Annotated in this window: 16 protein-coding genes; 8 read left to right on the top strand and 8 right to left on the bottom strand. The window is 51.8% G+C overall.

Annotation, left to right across the window (positions count from 1 at the left end; translation table 11 throughout):
• Positions 1–129: 129 nt before the first annotated feature.
• The 4 genes from rpmF to JUB14_RS02025 form a co-directional block, all read right to left on the bottom strand.
• A complete protein-coding gene (gene rpmF, locus JUB14_RS02040) occupies positions 130–324 on the bottom strand; it encodes a 50S ribosomal protein L32 (protein WP_207504064.1) in 195 nt (64 codons plus the stop codon).
• A 35-nt stretch (positions 325–359) separates the two neighbouring features.
• Positions 360–926 carry a YceD family protein gene (locus tag JUB14_RS02035; protein ID WP_310586058.1) on the bottom strand — a complete coding sequence of 189 codons (567 nt, stop codon included), beginning with the start codon at positions 924–926 and terminating at the stop codon, positions 360–362.
• Positions 927–1022: 96 nt separating this feature from the next.
• Positions 1023–1655 (bottom strand): NeuD/PglB/VioB family sugar acetyltransferase, encoded by a 633-nt coding sequence (locus tag JUB14_RS02030; RefSeq protein WP_207504063.1) that lies wholly within the window; start codon positions 1653–1655, stop codon positions 1023–1025.
• Between the two features lie 96 nt (positions 1656–1751).
• Positions 1752–2405, bottom strand: a complete 654-nt coding sequence (locus tag JUB14_RS02025) for a hypothetical protein (protein WP_207504061.1) — start codon at positions 2403–2405, stop codon at positions 1752–1754.
• A 112-nt stretch (positions 2406–2517) separates the two neighbouring features.
• Between JUB14_RS02025 and JUB14_RS02020 the strand changes: the two genes are divergently transcribed.
• The 8 genes from JUB14_RS02020 to JUB14_RS01985 all read left to right on the top strand — a co-directional run bounded on the left by JUB14_RS02020 (position 2518) and on the right by JUB14_RS01985 (position 11778).
• Positions 2518–3984, top strand: coding sequence for a M61 family metallopeptidase (locus JUB14_RS02020; protein ID WP_207504059.1), 1467 nt, complete (start codon positions 2518–2520; stop codon positions 3982–3984).
• Positions 3985–3986: 2 nt separating this feature from the next.
• On the top strand, positions 3987–5498 hold the full coding sequence (locus tag JUB14_RS02015; protein ID WP_207504057.1) for a bifunctional metallophosphatase/5'-nucleotidase: 1512 nt from the start codon (positions 3987–3989) through the stop codon (positions 5496–5498).
• A 41-nt stretch (positions 5499–5539) separates the two neighbouring features.
• Positions 5540–6637, top strand: coding sequence for a glycoside hydrolase family 130 protein (locus tag JUB14_RS02010; protein ID WP_207504055.1), 1098 nt, complete (start codon positions 5540–5542; stop codon positions 6635–6637).
• Between the two features lie 38 nt (positions 6638–6675).
• Positions 6676–8169, top strand: coding sequence for an amidase (locus JUB14_RS02005; RefSeq protein WP_207504052.1), 1494 nt, complete (start codon positions 6676–6678; stop codon positions 8167–8169).
• A 170-nt stretch (positions 8170–8339) separates the two neighbouring features.
• Entirely contained in the window at positions 8340–8708 is a 369-nt protein-coding gene (locus JUB14_RS02000) for an Hpt domain-containing protein (RefSeq protein ID WP_207504050.1), read from the top strand.
• A 121-nt stretch (positions 8709–8829) separates the two neighbouring features.
• Complete coding sequence (locus tag JUB14_RS01995) at positions 8830–9966, top strand: glycosyltransferase family 4 protein (RefSeq protein WP_207504048.1); 1137 nt, start codon at positions 8830–8832, stop codon at positions 9964–9966.
• Between the two features lie 100 nt (positions 9967–10066).
• Positions 10067–10570 (top strand): acyltransferase, encoded by a 504-nt coding sequence (locus JUB14_RS01990; protein ID WP_445515041.1) that lies wholly within the window; start codon positions 10067–10069, stop codon positions 10568–10570.
• Complete coding sequence (locus JUB14_RS01985) at positions 10567–11778, top strand: glycosyltransferase family 2 protein (RefSeq protein WP_207504044.1); 1212 nt, start codon at positions 10567–10569, stop codon at positions 11776–11778. The genes JUB14_RS01990 and JUB14_RS01985 overlap by 4 nt, the downstream gene beginning before the upstream one ends.
• Positions 11779–11780: 2 nt before the next feature.
• On the opposite strand, the gene JUB14_RS01980 is transcribed toward JUB14_RS01985, so the two are convergent.
• The 4 genes from JUB14_RS01980 to JUB14_RS01965 are packed head-to-tail and all read right to left on the bottom strand — an operon-like array spanning position 11781 to position 16441.
• Positions 11781–12953: a glycosyltransferase family 2 protein gene (locus JUB14_RS01980; RefSeq protein ID WP_207504042.1), complete on the bottom strand. Its 1173-nt coding sequence runs from the start codon at positions 12951–12953 to the stop codon at positions 11781–11783.
• 18 nt (positions 12954–12971) lie between these two features.
• Positions 12972–13847: a glycosyltransferase family 2 protein gene (locus tag JUB14_RS01975; protein WP_207504040.1), complete on the bottom strand. Its 876-nt coding sequence runs from the start codon at positions 13845–13847 to the stop codon at positions 12972–12974.
• A gap of 22 nt (positions 13848–13869) precedes the next feature.
• The gene (locus JUB14_RS01970; RefSeq protein WP_207504038.1) at positions 13870–15156 is read right to left on the bottom strand and encodes an oligosaccharide flippase family protein; all 1287 of its coding nucleotides are present in this window, start codon (positions 15154–15156) and stop codon (positions 13870–13872) included.
• Positions 15157–15199: 43 nt separating this feature from the next.
• Positions 15200–16441 (bottom strand): glycosyltransferase, encoded by a 1242-nt coding sequence (locus tag JUB14_RS01965; protein ID WP_207504036.1) that lies wholly within the window; start codon positions 16439–16441, stop codon positions 15200–15202.
• Between the last annotated feature and the right edge of the window lie 3 nt (positions 16442–16444).

Below are 16444 nucleotides of genomic sequence, written 5' to 3'. Positions count from 1 at the left end.
TACACTCTTTTAATAAGCTAAAAAAAGGAAATCGTGGGTGTAAAATTAGCAGTTGCGTTGGAGTAAAAAAGAATTTCGCAACAACTTTTATACGGCTGCTGCGAAATTCATAGGTGCTAACATACGGAATTAGACCGTCTTAGCGTAATTTTCTACTACCATTTTACCGCGGTAGTAAAGGTTACCCTCGTGTACGTGAGCGCGGTGTAGCTGGTGGATTTCACCGGTAGTGGAATCTACACTTAGTTGCTTACCACTCAGTGAGTCATGCGCTCTGCGTGTATCGCGGCGGGTCTTTGAATGTCTCCGTTTCGGATGTGCCATGATCTATACTCTAATTTATGATTGTTCGTTTATAGTTACTTTCCTCTTAATTTTCTCAATGCTTCCCAACGCGGGTCGATATCCCCCTCCTTTTCATCGTCAGGAGTAATCTCCTCTTCGTCAGGCTCGTTATCACTGTGTGAAGTGTACACCAGTGCTTCGAACTCATCTTCCTCATCGCCTTCCTCCTCGTTGCGTATGCTCGGATGGAGTCGTTTCATAGGCAGAGACAGCACAATGAAATCAAAAATATAACGGGCTACATTGATGCGATTGGTATTACGGTTGATAATCTCTATCTCCTCCGTAAGCTCCTCGTCATGGTCCCCGAATTTAAGAATCATGCGTCCCTGAGTATCGATGGGTTCATCGAACGGATCCAGGGTGCGGTCACAGGTTAACTCTACGCTTCCGTTGATTTCAAACTGTAGCTGCACCATTGTGGCCGACTTGTCCAGCGTCACCTGAGCCCGAAATGTTCCGTGCTGTATGACATCCTGCTGCATTTCTTCAAAAAACGCATCGCCGGACTCGAAGTCGTAGACATACCGTTTGTCTTCCAGACCGTATATGTCTATGTTATATTTAGATAGCTCTTTCACTACTTTCCCAAAAAGGACTGCAAAGATAATGGCTTTAAGAATAATTAAAAAGCTTGAGGCTAATTTATTGTCTTACTGTTTCCTAAATCTTTTGTACTAAAATTTTTTAGCCGGGTTACCGAATACGGTGGCGCCATCGGCTACGTTCTCAATCACGACCGATCCGGCCCCGATCCGGGCATTCTTCCCGATCTTTATTCCGGCTACAATAATCGCTCCTGAGCCGATGAAAGCTCCGTCCCCGATGGTCACGCGGTCATTAATAACGGCTCCCGCGCCTATGTTTACAAAATCACCTACCTCTACGAACGTATCCAGGATGGCTCCCGTCTGGATCTGGCAGTGGTGACCAATGTGGGCCTGGGCAGCCACTGATACCTGCGCGGCTATCAGATTGCCGTGCCCCAGCGAGGCCAGTTCCGATACTATAGCCCGGTCATGGATTGCATTAACGGGCATGGTTTTGCGCCTTTCGTTAAGCATACCTACCAGCTGCTCGCGTACGGTACGCTCCCCGATCGCCACGAAGGCTTCACACTTGGAGCCAATTACCTTCAGGAAGCCACCGTCGTCAGTGTCACCCAATACGCTTGCCTCCCCTATTTCTTTCCCCTGTAATTCTTTGTTATCATCCAGGAAGCCATAGATCAGCACACCATTACGACGAAAAATATCGTAGACCTGGTTGCCGATGCTTCCTGCGCCAAAAATCAAAACCGGATTCTCCATAGTTATAGTAGTAGTACTTTAAAATAAAGGCCAAAGGTACGGAACCCGTAAGGCTAATTCATAGACCTGAATCAGGTACTAAGCTCCGGCTGTAGCTTAAAGGAATGTAATTCGGAATACAAACGGACTGGTATAGGGGGAAATATTCCGTCCGGTGTAAGGATTCAGCTGATTCTGGTAGTTGAGGTTATAGAGCAGCGTCATGTGTACGGCCTTGGTGTAACGGCCTCCGAGCGGCTGGGTATAGGCACCTCCCAGCAGGGGCGATCCGATCCACATGCGCTGGTTTCGTCTTTCGGCGGGATTATAGTACTCAACGTTCATTCCCTCGTACTCTGCCTGCAGGGTCACCATGGGCAGAACAGAGTACATCAGGAAGGTACGGCCTCCGTAGTAGTTGTTATTGACACCCAGGCGGCGGGAGTACAGCCACATATAGGTAACACCGACACCTCCTACCAGTTTTTCGGTGAGCTGAAGACCGGCCATGGGTGATAGGTTAATATTGGTGACAGTACCAAAGCCCAGCCCGAAGCTTCCGCCCAGGCGGATACGCTCGCTGATAGGTAGTACCTCATTAGGTACCTGATCATTATCTCTGGTGGAGGGTACTGATGTATCAGTAGGGCGACGGGGTTGTTCGTTGCGGGTACTATCTACTTTGAAGTATTCATCGATCTGGGCCAGAGCCTCCTGACTGGTTGCTCCAAAGGCGAAGATTACTATTAATAAGAGGATAAATCTTTTCATTTTAAATAGGATTGCTATTTTTACTGATTAGTAATAACGTTTAAAATTAACTTTTTGGTTTGTAAGCCGCACCGTAGCTAGTTACGACGGCCACCTTTCAGCACACCTGCCCATGCTATACCAAATTTCCGTAGCCGACCCGGCCTCTCGTTTTTTAGAGATAAGTTACACAGTCTCTGACATACAAAGCGAGTCAATTGAAGTACAACTTCCTGCCTGGCGCCCCGGTCGCTACGAGATTCAGAATTTTGCTAAATATATACAACGCCTGGAAGTACAGGGCGGTTCGGGCCAATTGCGGTCATTCCGCAAAGTTACCAAAGACCGCTGGCTGATAGATACCGCGGGAGAGCAGGAGGTTGTAATCCGATACAATTTTTACGCCAATATCCAGAATGCCGGTAGCAGCTACGTGGACGAAGACCTCTGGTATCTAAACTTTATCAATTTCTGCCTTTACACCGAAGGGCGTATTACCGAGCCATGCCGGATAGAACTGGCGCTTCCCCCTGAATACGAAATAGCCTGTGGCTTACCGGAGGTACAAAAGCATACCTTAGAGGCCTTAGACTACTACCAGCTGGTCGATAGCCCTCTGCTGGCTTCGGGCTCCCTTCAGCACGAAGTATACGAAGAGGGTAGTATCCACTTCCACGTGTGGATGTACGGCAACCTGCGACCTAACTGGCGACGTATTCGCACCGACTTTGCCCGCTTCTCCCGCGAGCAGATTGCTACCATGGGTGAATTTCCGGAGAAGGAGTTTCACTTCCTGAACCTTATACTGCCCACAGCGTTCTACCACGGCGTGGAGCACCACAGCTCTACCATGATTGTACTCGGCCCCGATGATGAGGGCGAAGGCCTGTACACCGACCTGCTGGGGGTAAGCTCGCACGAGCTTTTCCATACCTGGAATATTATTCGGATCCGGCCTGCTGAGCTCCTGCCCTATGATTTCACGAAAGAAAACTACTTCCCGACCTGCTTTGTAGCCGAAGGCTGTACTACCTACTACGGCGACCTGTTCTTGAGGCGCTCCGGGGTGTTTGATGATGAGGCGTACTTCAAAGAGCTGCAGGTATACATGAAGCGCCACTTCGAGCATAGCGCCGGAGCCTCTCAGTCGCTGATCGAGTCATCGCTGGACCTGTGGCTGGATGGCTATGAGAAAGGTATCCCCAAACGTAAGGTATCCGTATATCATAAGGGAGCGCTGGTGGCCCTGATCCTGGACCTGTACCTGCGCAAAAAACATAACCACGAGCGATCGCTGGACGACGTGATGCGTTTGCTGTGGCAACGCTTCGGCAAGCCCTACGTCGGATATACCCTGGAAGACTACAAGGCCGTAGTAGAAGAGGTAGCCGAGCAGCCGCTGGACTGGTACTGGCAGGAGTGTATACATACCAACACTCCGCTGGAGACCCGCCTCAACGAAGCCCTGGCTTTTGTCGGACTGCAGATGACCACCTTCAGTAACGGCAATGTCCAGCTCAACGTACTGGACGACGCCCGGGCCACACGCCAGCGGGAACGATGGCTGGCTACTCTGTACATACTTGAAGAGGAAGAATAACCATGAAAGCCCATCGTAGATACAATATGAATAAGTGGAAGCTTCTGTCCACCGGAATCCTGTTTGCATTCCTTACCTCCTGCCAGTCGGGCCGTACCATCACTTTTCTTCACATTAATGATGTCTATGAAATAGCTCCGCTGGATCATGGTAAATCAGGAGGAATGGCCCGGGTAGCTCATGTCAATCAGCAACTACGCCGGAAGCACCCCGAAAGTACCTTCTTTGTCCATTCCGGCGACTTTCTGAGTCCTTCGGTCATAGGTACCCTTCGTCATGAAGGTGAGCGCATCCGTGGCAAGCAGATGGTGGAGGTTATGAACAGCGCGGGAGTGGAGTATGTCACCTTCGGAAATCACGAATTTGACTACGACGAAGAGGCCCCCATCGTACTCAATAAGCGCATTGAAGAGTCAAGGTTCCGGTGGGTGATTGCCAATATGCAGCTACAGAAAGGGGACCAGACCGTACCTTTTTCTAAGGATGGCGCCGCTTTCCCTACCTCGGTCATTCTGGATAACGGCAAAGTGAGGGTGGGTATGTTTGCCCTGTGTCTACCGGTGCAGAAGGATTTTGTCGCAGTAAGTGATCCCTTTGAGGTAGCACGCCGTGAGTATGAGGACCTGAAAAACCGTTGCGACGTGGTAGTAGCCCTGACTCACCTGGAAATGGCCGATGACCGTCGCCTGGCCGAGCAACTCCCGGGCCTTACCCTTATTATGGGAGGTCACGACCACGATCACATGAAGGAGAAGGTAGGTCCGGTCACAATTGCCAAGGCCGACGCCAACGCCAAAACGGTGTACATTCACCAGCTGCGTGTCAATCCGAAGCAAAAGCGCGCCAGGGTAAAGTCTGTTCTGAAAACTATTGATAGTTCCGTACCGGAAGAACCCCGCACCGCGGCCTTAGTGTCCAAGTGGCAGCAGATAGCCGCACAGAGCTTTCAGGAGCTGGGCTTTGCGCCCGACGAAATCGTGTATACCACCCAGGTACCCTGGGACGGACGCGAAGCCACCGTCCGAAGCGAGCACTCTGCCCTCACCAGCGCCATTGCCAGCAGCATGTATGAGGCTTTCCCGGGAAGTGACCTGGCCCTGTTTAATGGAGGTTCGGTGCGGGTAGATGATGTACTGGAGGGTACTATCTCTCAGTACGATATCGTACGTATATTGCCATTCGGAGGAGGTATATCGCAGGTACTTATGACGGGCGAACTACTACAGCAGGTACTTGAGGCAGGTCGAAATAGCCGGGGCAACGGTGGGTTTCTGCATCACCATAATGCCAGCTATGATGAGCGTACAGGTACCTGGCAGGTAGCCGGAGTTCCCCTTGATCGGCAGCGTACCTACAAGGTAGTTCTGCCGGACTTTCTGATGACGGGCAAGGAGTATGGACTAAGCTTTCTGCTACCAAGCCATCCGGGTGTAGAGGGTATTGTTACACCTACCAAAGAGGACCCTCGTAGTGATATACGAAATGTATTTATAGTCTATCTCAAAAAGCCTTAGGGCACTAATAGTACATATTAAAACTACCACAAACCACTGCTATGAGAATACGTTACATCTGTTTGCTGGTGCTGTCTTTCCTGTGTTTGGGTACTGCTGGCTCCTACGCTCAGTCGTGGACCATTGGTACATTCCGGAAGCATGATAAGGCTAATCCGGTACTCACACCCCGCGCCACTACTACCTTCGACTGCCCCGTGCGGGGTGAAACGGTCCACTGGGAACAGAAAGATGTATTCAACCCGGCCGCGGTAGTCCGGAATGGTAAGATACACATGCTGTACCGGGCCGAAGATACTGTAGGCAAGCATAATGGTACCTCCCGCATCGGCCTGGCTACCAGCACCGACGGCGTCCACTTCACCCGCTTGCCCAACCCAGTCTTTTATCCGGACAACGATGCCTATAAAAAATACGAATGGGAAGGTGGCGTAGAGGACCCGCGCGTAGTGGAAGCTCCCGATGGTACTTATGTCATGACCTACACCGCCTACGATGGCGAAAAAGCCCGCCTCTGCGTAGCTACCTCCCGCGACCTGCTCACCTGGCACAAGTACGGCCCAGTGTTCAAAAACCACATCAAAGGCGGCGGTGAAGACTACTGGTCCAAGTCAGGTTCCATCGTATGCCGGCGCGTGGGCAGCAAATTAGTAGCTACCCAGATCAACGGTAAATACTGGATGTACTGGGGCGATCAGCCGCAGTTATATATAGCTATCTCCGACGACCTCATCAACTGGTACCCCCTCACCAGGAGCGGCCAGTCACTCAAAGCCGTAGCCGAAGTACGACCCGACCAGTTTGACAACCGCCTGCTCGAGCCCGGCCCACCGGCCCTGCTGACTCCAAAGGGGATTGTACTGATCTATAACAGTATGTATGATGCCAGCAAAGGCCGTGTTAACCTGCCCGAAGGTACCTACACCGCCGGACAGTTCCTCTTCAATGCGGAAGAGCCTGACAAGCTGATTGATCGTACCAAAAGTTATTTCATGAAGCCGGACAAGGCTTACGAGATCACCGGTCAGGTCAACAACGTTACGTTCCTGGAAGCGCTCGTTCCCTATAAAGGTCGCTGGTGGCTGTACTACGGTACGGCCGACTCCAAGATAGCGGTAGCTTCGGCTCCGCTGCGGTAACAGCCGCTTTATCCTTTACCCTTACTTCATCAACACCTATGACAGCAGCCGAGTACCTGAAATATGATGCGATTGGCCTGGCCGGGCTGGTTCGACAGGGGGCGGTAACACCCCGCGAGCTACTTGATATGGCTCTGGCTATTGCCGAAAAAGTCAATCCTAAGATCAATGCCATCATTCACCCGCTGTATAACGAAGGGTACAAAATGATTGATGAGCTACCGGCTGAAGCTCCACTACGCGGGGTCCCCTTCCTCCTCAAAGACCTGGCGCTGGAATGGGCGGGTACTCCCATGCGCTCCGGCAACAAAGCCTACTTCAAATACGTATCCAGTGTAGACAGCTACTATGTAGAGCGCTGCCGGACCGCCGGACTGGTTTTTTTTGGCAAGACCAACACTCCCGAATTCGGACTAAATCCATTTACCGAACCTACCGCCTTCGGACCCTCCCATAATCCCTGGAATCTCGACTACTCTACGGGTGGTTCCAGTGGTGGATCGGCCGCCGCGGTAGCCGCCGGTATTGTACCAGCGGCCACTGCCTCCGACGGTGGTGGGTCCATCCGTATTCCGGCCTCCTGCTGCGGCCTATTCGGGCTCAAGCCCACCCGGGGTCGTATATCGCTGGGGCCGCAGGTGGGTGAAGCATGGGGCGGAGCCGTAGTCAGTGGCTGTGTGACCCGTACCGTACGCGATAGCGCTCTGCTGCTCGACTTGCTGAGTGGCTATTTCCCCGGCGACCCGTACGTAGTTCAGGCTCCGGAGCGACCTTACTTACAGGAAGTGGAGGCTGCGCCCGAAAAACTCCGCATTGGGTTCAGCACCCAGCACCCCCTGTCGTGGCATAAATTGGATGCCGATTGTGTACGTGCCGTCGAAAAAGCAGCCCGATTACTGATGTCTCTTGGTCACGAAGTAGAAGAAGTTCCAATTCCTTTCGAGCCGGAGATGTTTTTGGAAGCATTTTTGCCTGTATTCGTGGGAGAGACTTCCGCCGCCCTTCGCCATTTAAGTAAATGGCTGGGCCGGCCTATCCAAAAAGAGGATGTAGAAATGAATACGTGGTTAATAGCAAAGCTGGGGGAAGTATACACAGCCGCTGATTACGCGCATGCTCAGTACAGGTGGAATGAGCTTTCGCGTACAATGGCTACCTTCCATCAGCAGTATGACCTGCTACTGACGTCTGTGATGGCTCGTCCACCGATCCGAATTGGTGAACTGCAAAACAGCGCCCAGGAGAATATCATGCTTAAGCTGTTACAGACCACCGGTGGGTACCGCTTTCTGAAAGGCTCCAAAGTAATAGAGCAGGTAGCTGAGCGTACTTTCAGCTATATACCTTATACTACCCTGGCCAATATGACCGGGCAGCCGTCCATGTCTGTACCGATGCACCGGACGCAGAACAACCTACCGGTAGGTGTCATGTTTACCGGACGTATGGGGGAAGAAAGTTTGATGTTTCGTCTGGCGGCCCAGCTTGAGCAGGCTCAGCCCTGGATCGACCAGCGTCCCAATTTGTTGTAACGAATAGTAAGAGTTTATTCCAGCTAATTATTTTAATGCAGTTTTACTTATCACACCACACCGCCCTTATCCATTGGTTCTCCCCTGATAACCAGTTATACTATACTATTTAGTCCTGACCTTCTGTATTTGAATAACTACACACAATACTGATTATTTCCGAATATATTATGCTCAACCTCCATCCCTCTCTTGATGTCGATTATCTACAGCAGATTTATGGTGACGATGCTGTTATCGTCAATATCATGCTGGAAACGTTTTTGACAGATTCGGTTCCTCGCTGGGAGGACATAAGCAGCCTGCTTACAACGGGCCAATACGGTGAGATCGGCGAAATAGCCCATCGGCTGAAGCCTTCATTCTCAATGGTAGGGCTTACGTGGCTCCACCCTAAGGTGGAGGCATTTGAACGCATCGCCCGCTTTGAAGCAGATCGCTCTTCACTGCCGACACTTTATCAGGAAATTTCCGCCGAGCTTCAGCGCATGAAACCTATCCTGGAAGAAGAAGTAGCGCGCCTGGGGAGTATCATGTAGTCAAAGAGCAGTTACTGCTGCTACCACCTCTAGCAGTACTCTCTCCGGAGTAGCTATGCAGGCCCGGTTTTTGCTATAAGTGCCAGGTATACCTTACGAACTAACCCACGCATAGCAATAAATGAAAATTGGTATCGAAGCGCAGAGACTGTTCAGACCCAATAAACACGGGATGGATATAGTGGCGTTGGAGCTTGTCAAAGCCCTGCAACGCCTGGATACTCCTCACGAATACGTTGTTTTTGTAAAACCGGATGAGCATATCTGTCTTACCGATTCATCCAATTGCAAGGTGGTTACCATTCCGGGGACTAACTATGCTACCTGGGAGCAGGTTCAGCTACCTATGTATGCCCAACGTCACCGGATAGATGTACTGCACTGTACGGCTAATACAGCGCCCCTGTGGCCGCGCGTCCCCCTGATCCTGACCCTGCACGACCTTATCTTTATGGATAAGATCCAGGGTCCTAATACCCAAACGGCCTACCAGCGCTTCGGCAATATGTACCGTCGCTGGCTGGTACCGCAGGTCGTAAAGAAGTGCCAGAAGGTAGTCACGGTGTCGCACTACGAGAAAGAGCGGATCATAAAAACCTTACAACTACCCACCCAAGCCGTAGAGGTAGTATATAACGGGGTCAGTAACCGGTTTTCGACTCCCCCTAACATGGATGAGCAGCTACGGGTAAAAGAGCGGTTCAAACTTCCGGACCGGTTTTTCTTCTTCCTGGGTAACACTGACCCTAAGAAGAACATGCCTACCGTACTCAAGGCTTTTGCCCAATTGAGCGATTCTATTTCGGATGTGAAGCTGGTCATCGCCGATACTTCCTCCGCGGTGGTAGAGGCTATTCTGAATACCATAGGCAGAAAAGACCTGCTATCCCACCTGGTACTAACGGGCTACATCTCGGAGCAGGATATCGCTGCGGTGTACCATCAGAGCGAGGTATTTCTATACCCCTCCCTGAATGAAGGTTTTGGCCTGCCTATCCTGGAAGCCATGACCTGCGGAGTACCCGTAGTTACCTCCAACGTGACCTCTATGCCCGAAGTAGCGGGCGACGCTGCCATACTGGTTGATCCCACCAATGCGGATGACATAACGGCGGCGATGAAAAAAGCCCTGCTGGACCTGCCCCTCCGACAGAAAATGATAGGTGAAGGGCTGAAACGCCCGGCCTTGTTTACCTGGGAGCAAACCGCCCGCTCAATGCTGAACATCTACGAACAAATACGACCTCCTCATGATTGAACGTTTACGTCTGGAACTCTATCGCGTTCGCCTCGAAAACCCCGATGACTGGGTACCTGCTGCCTTCGTTAAGCGCCTTAGCAGTGGTGTCACCCGGCTTCTGAACGCCCGCTTCTCATTACGAAACTGCACCCAGGTAGGCAAGTACGTCACCGTGCGAGGTTTTCCTCGTGTCGAGGGTAAAGGCGAAATCATTATCCAGAATGGCGTCAAGATATGGTCACACATAGGTACTACCCAGATCTCGGCTGGCCGGAACGCCAGGATCATTGTCGGAGAAGGTACTTTTATCAATACCGGTACCATCCTTTCAGCCCGGCACCTGATCCAGATTGGCCGCAACTGCCAGATCGCGAATCAGGTCATATTAATGGACAATGACTTCCATGGTACGGTTAACCGGGATGAAGAACCTACTCCCGAAGCCATCATACTGGAAGATAACGTGTGGCTGGCTACGCGCTGCATGGTACTCAAAGGTGTCCGGATCGGTGAAGGAGCCGTAGTAGCGGCCGGTGCCGTCGTAACCAAAGATGTACCCCCTTATACAATGGTGGGTGGTGTTCCCGCCAAGGTAATCAAAAAGTTAGAACCTCACGCATGAAACTCTTTCTTGAAACCCTCTTCTGGCTGGGCATTGGTCTGGTCGGCTACACGTATATTGGCTATGGTATAGTGGTGTGGCTGCTGGTAAAGATCCGGAAAGCCCTTGGCATCAGTCAACCCCAAATGAACGATCCGGACTACCTCCCGGAGGTAACCCTGGTAGTACCGGCCTATAACGAACGAGCCTATATCGAAGCCAAACTCCAGAACTCCCTGGCCCTGGACTACCCGACTGACCGCCTACGACTCCTCTTTGTTACGGAGGGCTCTACCGACGGCACTACCGAGCTACTGGAAGCTCAACAACAGGAATATGCTAATCTGAGGGTACTGGGGGGGAACGAGCGCCGGGGCAAGATTGAAGCTATGAACATGGCTATGCCGCAGGTCACTACCCCGCTGGTTATCTTCACCGATGCCAACACTACACTTAACCCACAGGCGATCCGTAACCTGGTGCGGCACTTCAAAGACCCGCAGGTAGGAGCCGTAGCCGGTGAAAAACGCATTGAAGTACTGAGTAGCGAGGCGGCTGCCGGTGCCGGCGAAGGCTTGTATTGGAAGTATGAGTCGTTCCTCAAAAAGCTGGATACGGAGCTGTACAGCGTAGTAGGTGCGGCGGGGGAACTGTTCGCAGTACGTACCAGCCTGTATGGGCACGTGGAGAAGGATACCCTGCTGGATGACTTTGTAATATCTCTACGTATAGCGGGAGACGGCTACCGTGTCATCTACGAACCCGAAGCCTATGCCATCGAGCGACCTTCGTTTTCCATCTCCGACGAACAGAAGCGCAAAGTACGTATCGCCGCGGGAGGTTTTCAGGCCATCAGTCGACTCACGCATCTGCTCAATATATTCCGCCATGGCTGGCTTACGTTCCAGTACGTATCGCATCGGGCCATGCGCTGGGCAGTAGCGCCATTCTGCCTCCCCCTGATTCTTCTCCTGAATATTCCGCTGGCTCTGCTGCCAGAGGGAGGGCTCATACCTGCTTCCACCTACCAACTACTGTTAGTAGCGCAGGTATGCTTTTATGCCGCTGCGCTGGTTGGTAACGCGCTCGAAAGCCGTAAAATCCGGGTAAAGCTCTTATTTGTCCCCTACTACTTCTCATTTATGAACTGGTGCGCCATTCTAGGGTACATGCGCTACCGACAGGGTACCACTTCGGGTATCTGGGAAAAAGTACGACGGGCCGAGTAGCGTTACTCGGTCCCGTGGGGCGTATGAAGGAACTTCTTCTGCGCTTCTCCCATTTTCAGAATCGCTCTCACAAATCGTAAGAACAAGGCTGGTACCTGTGAGAACTCACGCCAGCCGAGTTTTTGCCGTAGCTCCGACGGTGTGGAAATATAGAAGGTAGCAGCCACCATCACCAGCTGAATGGTTGCAAACCAGGTCACGGTACTAGCCCCCCAGATGGGCCAGGTAAAGCAGGTAGCCAGTACCACCATTCCCAACAGCATGATGCGCGGGGGAAGCATATTCTGAAATACTTTATCAAAGTAGTCGATGTTACCACGCAGCAGGTGCTGTACACCCGGCACGAAGTTGAGGCGCACGTACTTAAACTGGGCAGCGATCCAGCGAGTACGCTGCTTCTCAAAAACCGCCGGATTCTGCACTTTCTCGTCGTAGCAAATGGCATCGTCCAGGTACTCGATCCGTACCCGCTGCCTCAGTAGTCGCATCTCCAGCTCTTTGTCAAATCCGCCGAGGGTATGGATCTGCCCCATCACCTCTTTAAACAGTTTATAGTCGAAGGCCATACCCGAGCCGATCAGGGCCGATGAAAGCCCCAGTACCCGGTGTCCCTTGCGCAGGATATGGTTATTGATCTCTTCGCTGATAGCGTCCAGTACGGCGGTACTTGTATTGGTATTCTTGGCCGTACGATGCCCCTGCACCACCAGCCAGCCGCGCTCCATTGCCTGGTTGATACGGCTCAGAAAGTCGGGGGCTATGATATTGTCAGCATCCAGTATCACCGCCACTTCATACTCATCGCCCAACTGTTGCATGGCCGCATTGAGGGCCTTGGATTTGGTAGATACCTCAAATACCACCTCTACTAGCTTGATAGGCAGTTTCCGCAATGTTGCTACGGTCTCCGGCTTCAGTGAGTCGGCTATGACTACTACATCAAATAGCCCCTTGGAGTAGCACTGATCCAGCGCCCTCACGGCAGAGTCCAGAATAACCGCGTCTTCACGGTAGGCTGGCAGAAAGACGGCCATCCGTCGTAGTCGCTGGGTAGCCGCCGGGTGGTAAGAGGCCGGCTTACGGAACAAACCGGCTACCGCGAATACAAACTGATAGATAGCTGCCACGGCAGTTATGCTCAGGAGTACATAAAGAAATAGAGTCAGGATTTCCATCTTAATCAATAAAATATATTAGTGGGTTAAGTTCCAGGTAATGCCGCGCCAGAAAGCCAGGAGGTAGTCCCAGCGCTTTTTGAGCAGGTAGGTAAGGGTATTTTTGGGAGTAGCAATGCAGGAAAAAAAGGCCAGTCCGGCCAGCCGCTGCCAGCTACGGGAGTTGCGCCGGATGAATAAGATCCGGTTTCGGGTCTGGTAGTATACCTTCAGCGCACTCTGCTTCCCCGTCGAAACTGACTCTTTATGTAAGATCTCTGACTCGGCTACGTACCACACACCAAAGCCATCGCGACGAGCCCGGGCGCACCAGTCCAGCTCCTCATAGTACAGGAAGTAGGTATCGTCCATGAGGCCGGTCTTCTCTATAACCGCCCGCGAAACCAGCATAGCCGCTCCGTGTATATAGGCAGTCTGGCCGCTCCTGGAGAAGCTTCCGTCATCCTTTTGACGGTGCCCTATAAAATGCCCCCGCCCTGTCAGTGGGTTGATTTCGGTACTGCCGGCATACTGGATCAGGTTGTCCTCGTAGTAGTACTTGATCTTAGGGCTGACCATCCCTATACGCGGGTCAGCTTCCATCCGCTCAACCAGCGGTTCCAGAAACCCTGGGGGTACCTCAGTGTCGTTGTTCAGAAAGAGCAGGTACTTACCCCTAGCCTGATGTACGGCCAGGTTATTCCCTCCCGCAAAACCCAGATTCGTAGTACTTTTAAGAAAGCGTACCTCCGGAAAAAGAGGTATCAGCTCATCCACGCCCTGCCGGGGGCTGGCGTTGTCCACCACCCATACCTCCACGTTGGGGTAGGTAATTTGGCGCAGGCTACGGAGCAGCTCCGCCGTGACCTGCGGCTGATCGTAGTTGACAGTAATGATAGATACCAGAGGGTGCATATAAACGTAACGGGCAATGTAACTACGAGGTAGCCGACAGCACTCTGCTTTCGGCTTCTGTCACGGACACTTCACTATTAAAAACATTTCTTAGTACCACTCCACCAAACACGACTCCCAGCACCACAGTACCAATGGTTACGACAGCCACAAGTATCGGATCAGCCCAAAAGTGCAGGACTACTATATCTCCAATAATGTTGAATACCGCCATCAGTACCACCTTGATGGTATTAAAGCGGGGCCGTCCCAGGCTATCCAGCGTAACGCCTATGAGCCGGTCGGCAGGCAGAAAAAGGCTGTACACCGCAAATACCTGCAGTAAAACAGCAGAATCTCGATAGGCTTCTCCTCCTATCAGTACCACCATCGGCTCAGCCATAATAAAGCACACCATGCTGACCGGCACCAATACCAGCGTCAGTAGCTTGAGTTCTTTGAAGAATAGCGCTTTGGCTTTCGTCATACTCTGTTTATCACCGTACTGCAGTTGCGAAAGCTGCGGCAATAAGGTAGCCATGACGCTACGCAACGGTATCTCGACAATCTCGATCAGCTTGTAGGGAAGATTATAGGCCGCCACCACGGCCGAAGACAGATAGTAGCCCAGCAGGAAGGTATCGGAGCTCTTGAGGAGATTAGTACAGAGCAACGTACCGATGGTGTACCGTCCAAAGCTCCATAGCTCACGTACCTGCTGCTTTCCGAAAGTTCTTAGTGACTGCCAGTGCGTCCATCCGGCTGCAACGGCAACCATGGAAACTAGTACATACAGTACGGTCTGCACCCAGGCGATACTTTCGAGCGACCATTTCTGCCAGAAGCCCAATGAGATAAATACCAGGAAAGGTAGCGTAAAGCCCAGCCGCAGCCGGAGTATATGATCAAAACGGTTTTCGGCCTGTCGCTGCCAGAGTGCCACACTGTAAGGCCAGGTAGCCAGCAACAGCCAGGGTAGCTGTGGTAGTACCAGGCGCCATTCATCCGAAAGCTCTAGTCCTACTATACCAGCTCCCCCCAATAATGTACTCACCAGTATGGTAAAAGCACCACTGATAGCCCAGGCCGCGCCGGTATACCGGCTGTCCTGAGAGGCGGCGTAGAAGCGTACCAGGGCCGTGTGCACAAGCCCTGACCTGAGCATATCCAGGAATGTCCATACAGCCAGGTACAGGATCCAGATTCCTAACTCACCCGGTGTAAGGGTGCGGGCCAGTACCATCACCCCCAGAAAGCCAGAGGCCGCACTGACCCCCACTCCGACCAGAGAAAGCAGGCGGGGATTACGGAGCAGACGTTGTAATGCCAAGAATAGAAATAGAGTTAAGGGTTGGTATCTTAATGGCGGTCTATTACAGTTGCCCTGCTGAGCTAAGAGCGGGCTTCTGTCTCCCTATTTGTGTGTGGACTACTTTGTCAATGATAGCTTCCAGCTCATTCGCACGCTCCTGCCACGAGTGCTGCCGGGCCAGCTCTATACGTTTCTGCTCATCCTTTTCGGACTTATTCTGCAGTGCTTCCTGAACGGCCGCTATGAAATCTTCCCCGGTGGCAGTGACAGCCACTACCTCTTTAAATGCCGTGAGCGGAGCAAAATCGGTACTTACTACAGGCAAACCGGCGGCCAGATACTCGTTAATCTTCATCGGGTATATGGCTTCAGTCTGCTCATTCTTTACAAAGGGTATCAATCCTATGTTGAACTGAGCCAGCATATGGGGTAGCTCGCGTGGAGCCTTTGCTCCGGTAAAAAGCACATTAGGCAGGGTACTTAGTACCTGTATGGCTGACTCTACGTGAGGCTTGTCGTAAACGATACGCCCGACCATGAGCAGCTTCTGGTCTTGTAGCTTCTGAGCGAGTTTAATCAGCAAATTATAATCCAGTCGACTGTCAATGCTGCCTACATAGCCTAGTACGTTGGAAGTAGGTTTATCAGCAATGGGAATATAGCCCTTCTGAAATTCATTGAAGTCCACACCATTATTGACTATAAAAGCTGGTTTGCCGTACCTCTGTTTAGTCTTTAACAGTCCTTCCGACGAGACAACTATAGCATCTACCAGCTCCGAAAACTGTACCTCTGATCTGGCCCCATGGTCTTTGGCCCAGGCGCAGGCACTGATTTCATCGTAGCAGTAGTAGATCAGAGACCGCTCGTTCAATTTACCAGTGAGAGGTACTCCCATAGCCGGATTAAAAGCATTGATCACCACCGGATTTGTGACATTCAATGTACTGTAAGCCTTTCTGATAGCTCGCTGTACTATCCCTGCATTCAACCTCTGTATCGTATCGTAGAGCTTTGTGCTTTTCAGGAAATTAACCGGCAGTACCGGTGGAGGCGTCAGAACGTGAACCGTGGCATCTCCTACCTGTATTTCCCTAAGCCGGCTGGACACCCCCAGCATCCGGGACACGGGTACCGGAGTTGATTTCAACAGGCCCATGAGGGTATCTTTCCAGGTATACTGGTAATCGACATACAATATGCGGTGCCGCTTCGCCAGCTCCTCCATTAATTTGACGGTACTCTTGACATAGTTGCCCTCCCAGGCAGGGAACGCTACACAAACAATGTCATAGGCGGCCATAGG

Source organism: Telluribacter humicola, from assembly GCF_017355935.1.
GTDB lineage: Bacteria > Bacteroidota > Bacteroidia > Cytophagales > Spirosomataceae > Telluribacter > Telluribacter humicola.
The sequence above is the reverse complement of the archived record's forward strand: the minus strand, read 5'-3'. Positions and strand labels throughout refer to the sequence as shown.

Bases quoted from the DNA above. Each gene is read 5' to 3' on its own strand.
- rpmF (WP_207504064.1), bottom strand. From the start codon at position 324: ATGGCACATCCGAAACGGAGACATTCAAAGACCCGCCGCGATACACGC.
- JUB14_RS02030 (WP_207504063.1), bottom strand. From the start codon at position 1,655: ATGGAGAATCCGGTTTTGATTTTTGGCGCAGGAAGCATCGGCAACCAG.
- JUB14_RS02025 (WP_207504061.1), bottom strand. From the start codon at position 2,405: ATGAAAAGATTTATCCTCTTATTAATAGTAATCTTCGCCTTTGGAGCA.
- JUB14_RS02020 (WP_207504059.1), top strand. From the start codon at position 2,518: ATGCTATACCAAATTTCCGTAGCCGACCCGGCCTCTCGTTTTTTAGAG.
- JUB14_RS02015 (WP_207504057.1), top strand. From the start codon at position 3,987: ATGAAAGCCCATCGTAGATACAATATGAATAAGTGGAAGCTTCTGTCC.
- JUB14_RS02010 (WP_207504055.1), top strand. From the start codon at position 5,540: ATGAGAATACGTTACATCTGTTTGCTGGTGCTGTCTTTCCTGTGTTTG.
- JUB14_RS02005 (WP_207504052.1), top strand. From the start codon at position 6,676: ATGACAGCAGCCGAGTACCTGAAATATGATGCGATTGGCCTGGCCGGG.
- JUB14_RS02000 (WP_207504050.1), top strand. From the start codon at position 8,340: ATGCTCAACCTCCATCCCTCTCTTGATGTCGATTATCTACAGCAGATT.
- JUB14_RS01995 (WP_207504048.1), top strand. From the start codon at position 8,830: ATGAAAATTGGTATCGAAGCGCAGAGACTGTTCAGACCCAATAAACAC.
- JUB14_RS01985 (WP_207504044.1), top strand. From the start codon at position 10,567: ATGAAACTCTTTCTTGAAACCCTCTTCTGGCTGGGCATTGGTCTGGTC.
- JUB14_RS01980 (WP_207504042.1), bottom strand. From the start codon at position 12,953: ATGGAAATCCTGACTCTATTTCTTTATGTACTCCTGAGCATAACTGCC.
- JUB14_RS01975 (WP_207504040.1), bottom strand. From the start codon at position 13,847: ATGCACCCTCTGGTATCTATCATTACTGTCAACTACGATCAGCCGCAG.
- JUB14_RS01965 (WP_207504036.1), bottom strand. From the start codon at position 16,441: ATGGCCGCCTATGACATTGTTTGTGTAGCGTTCCCTGCCTGGGAGGGC.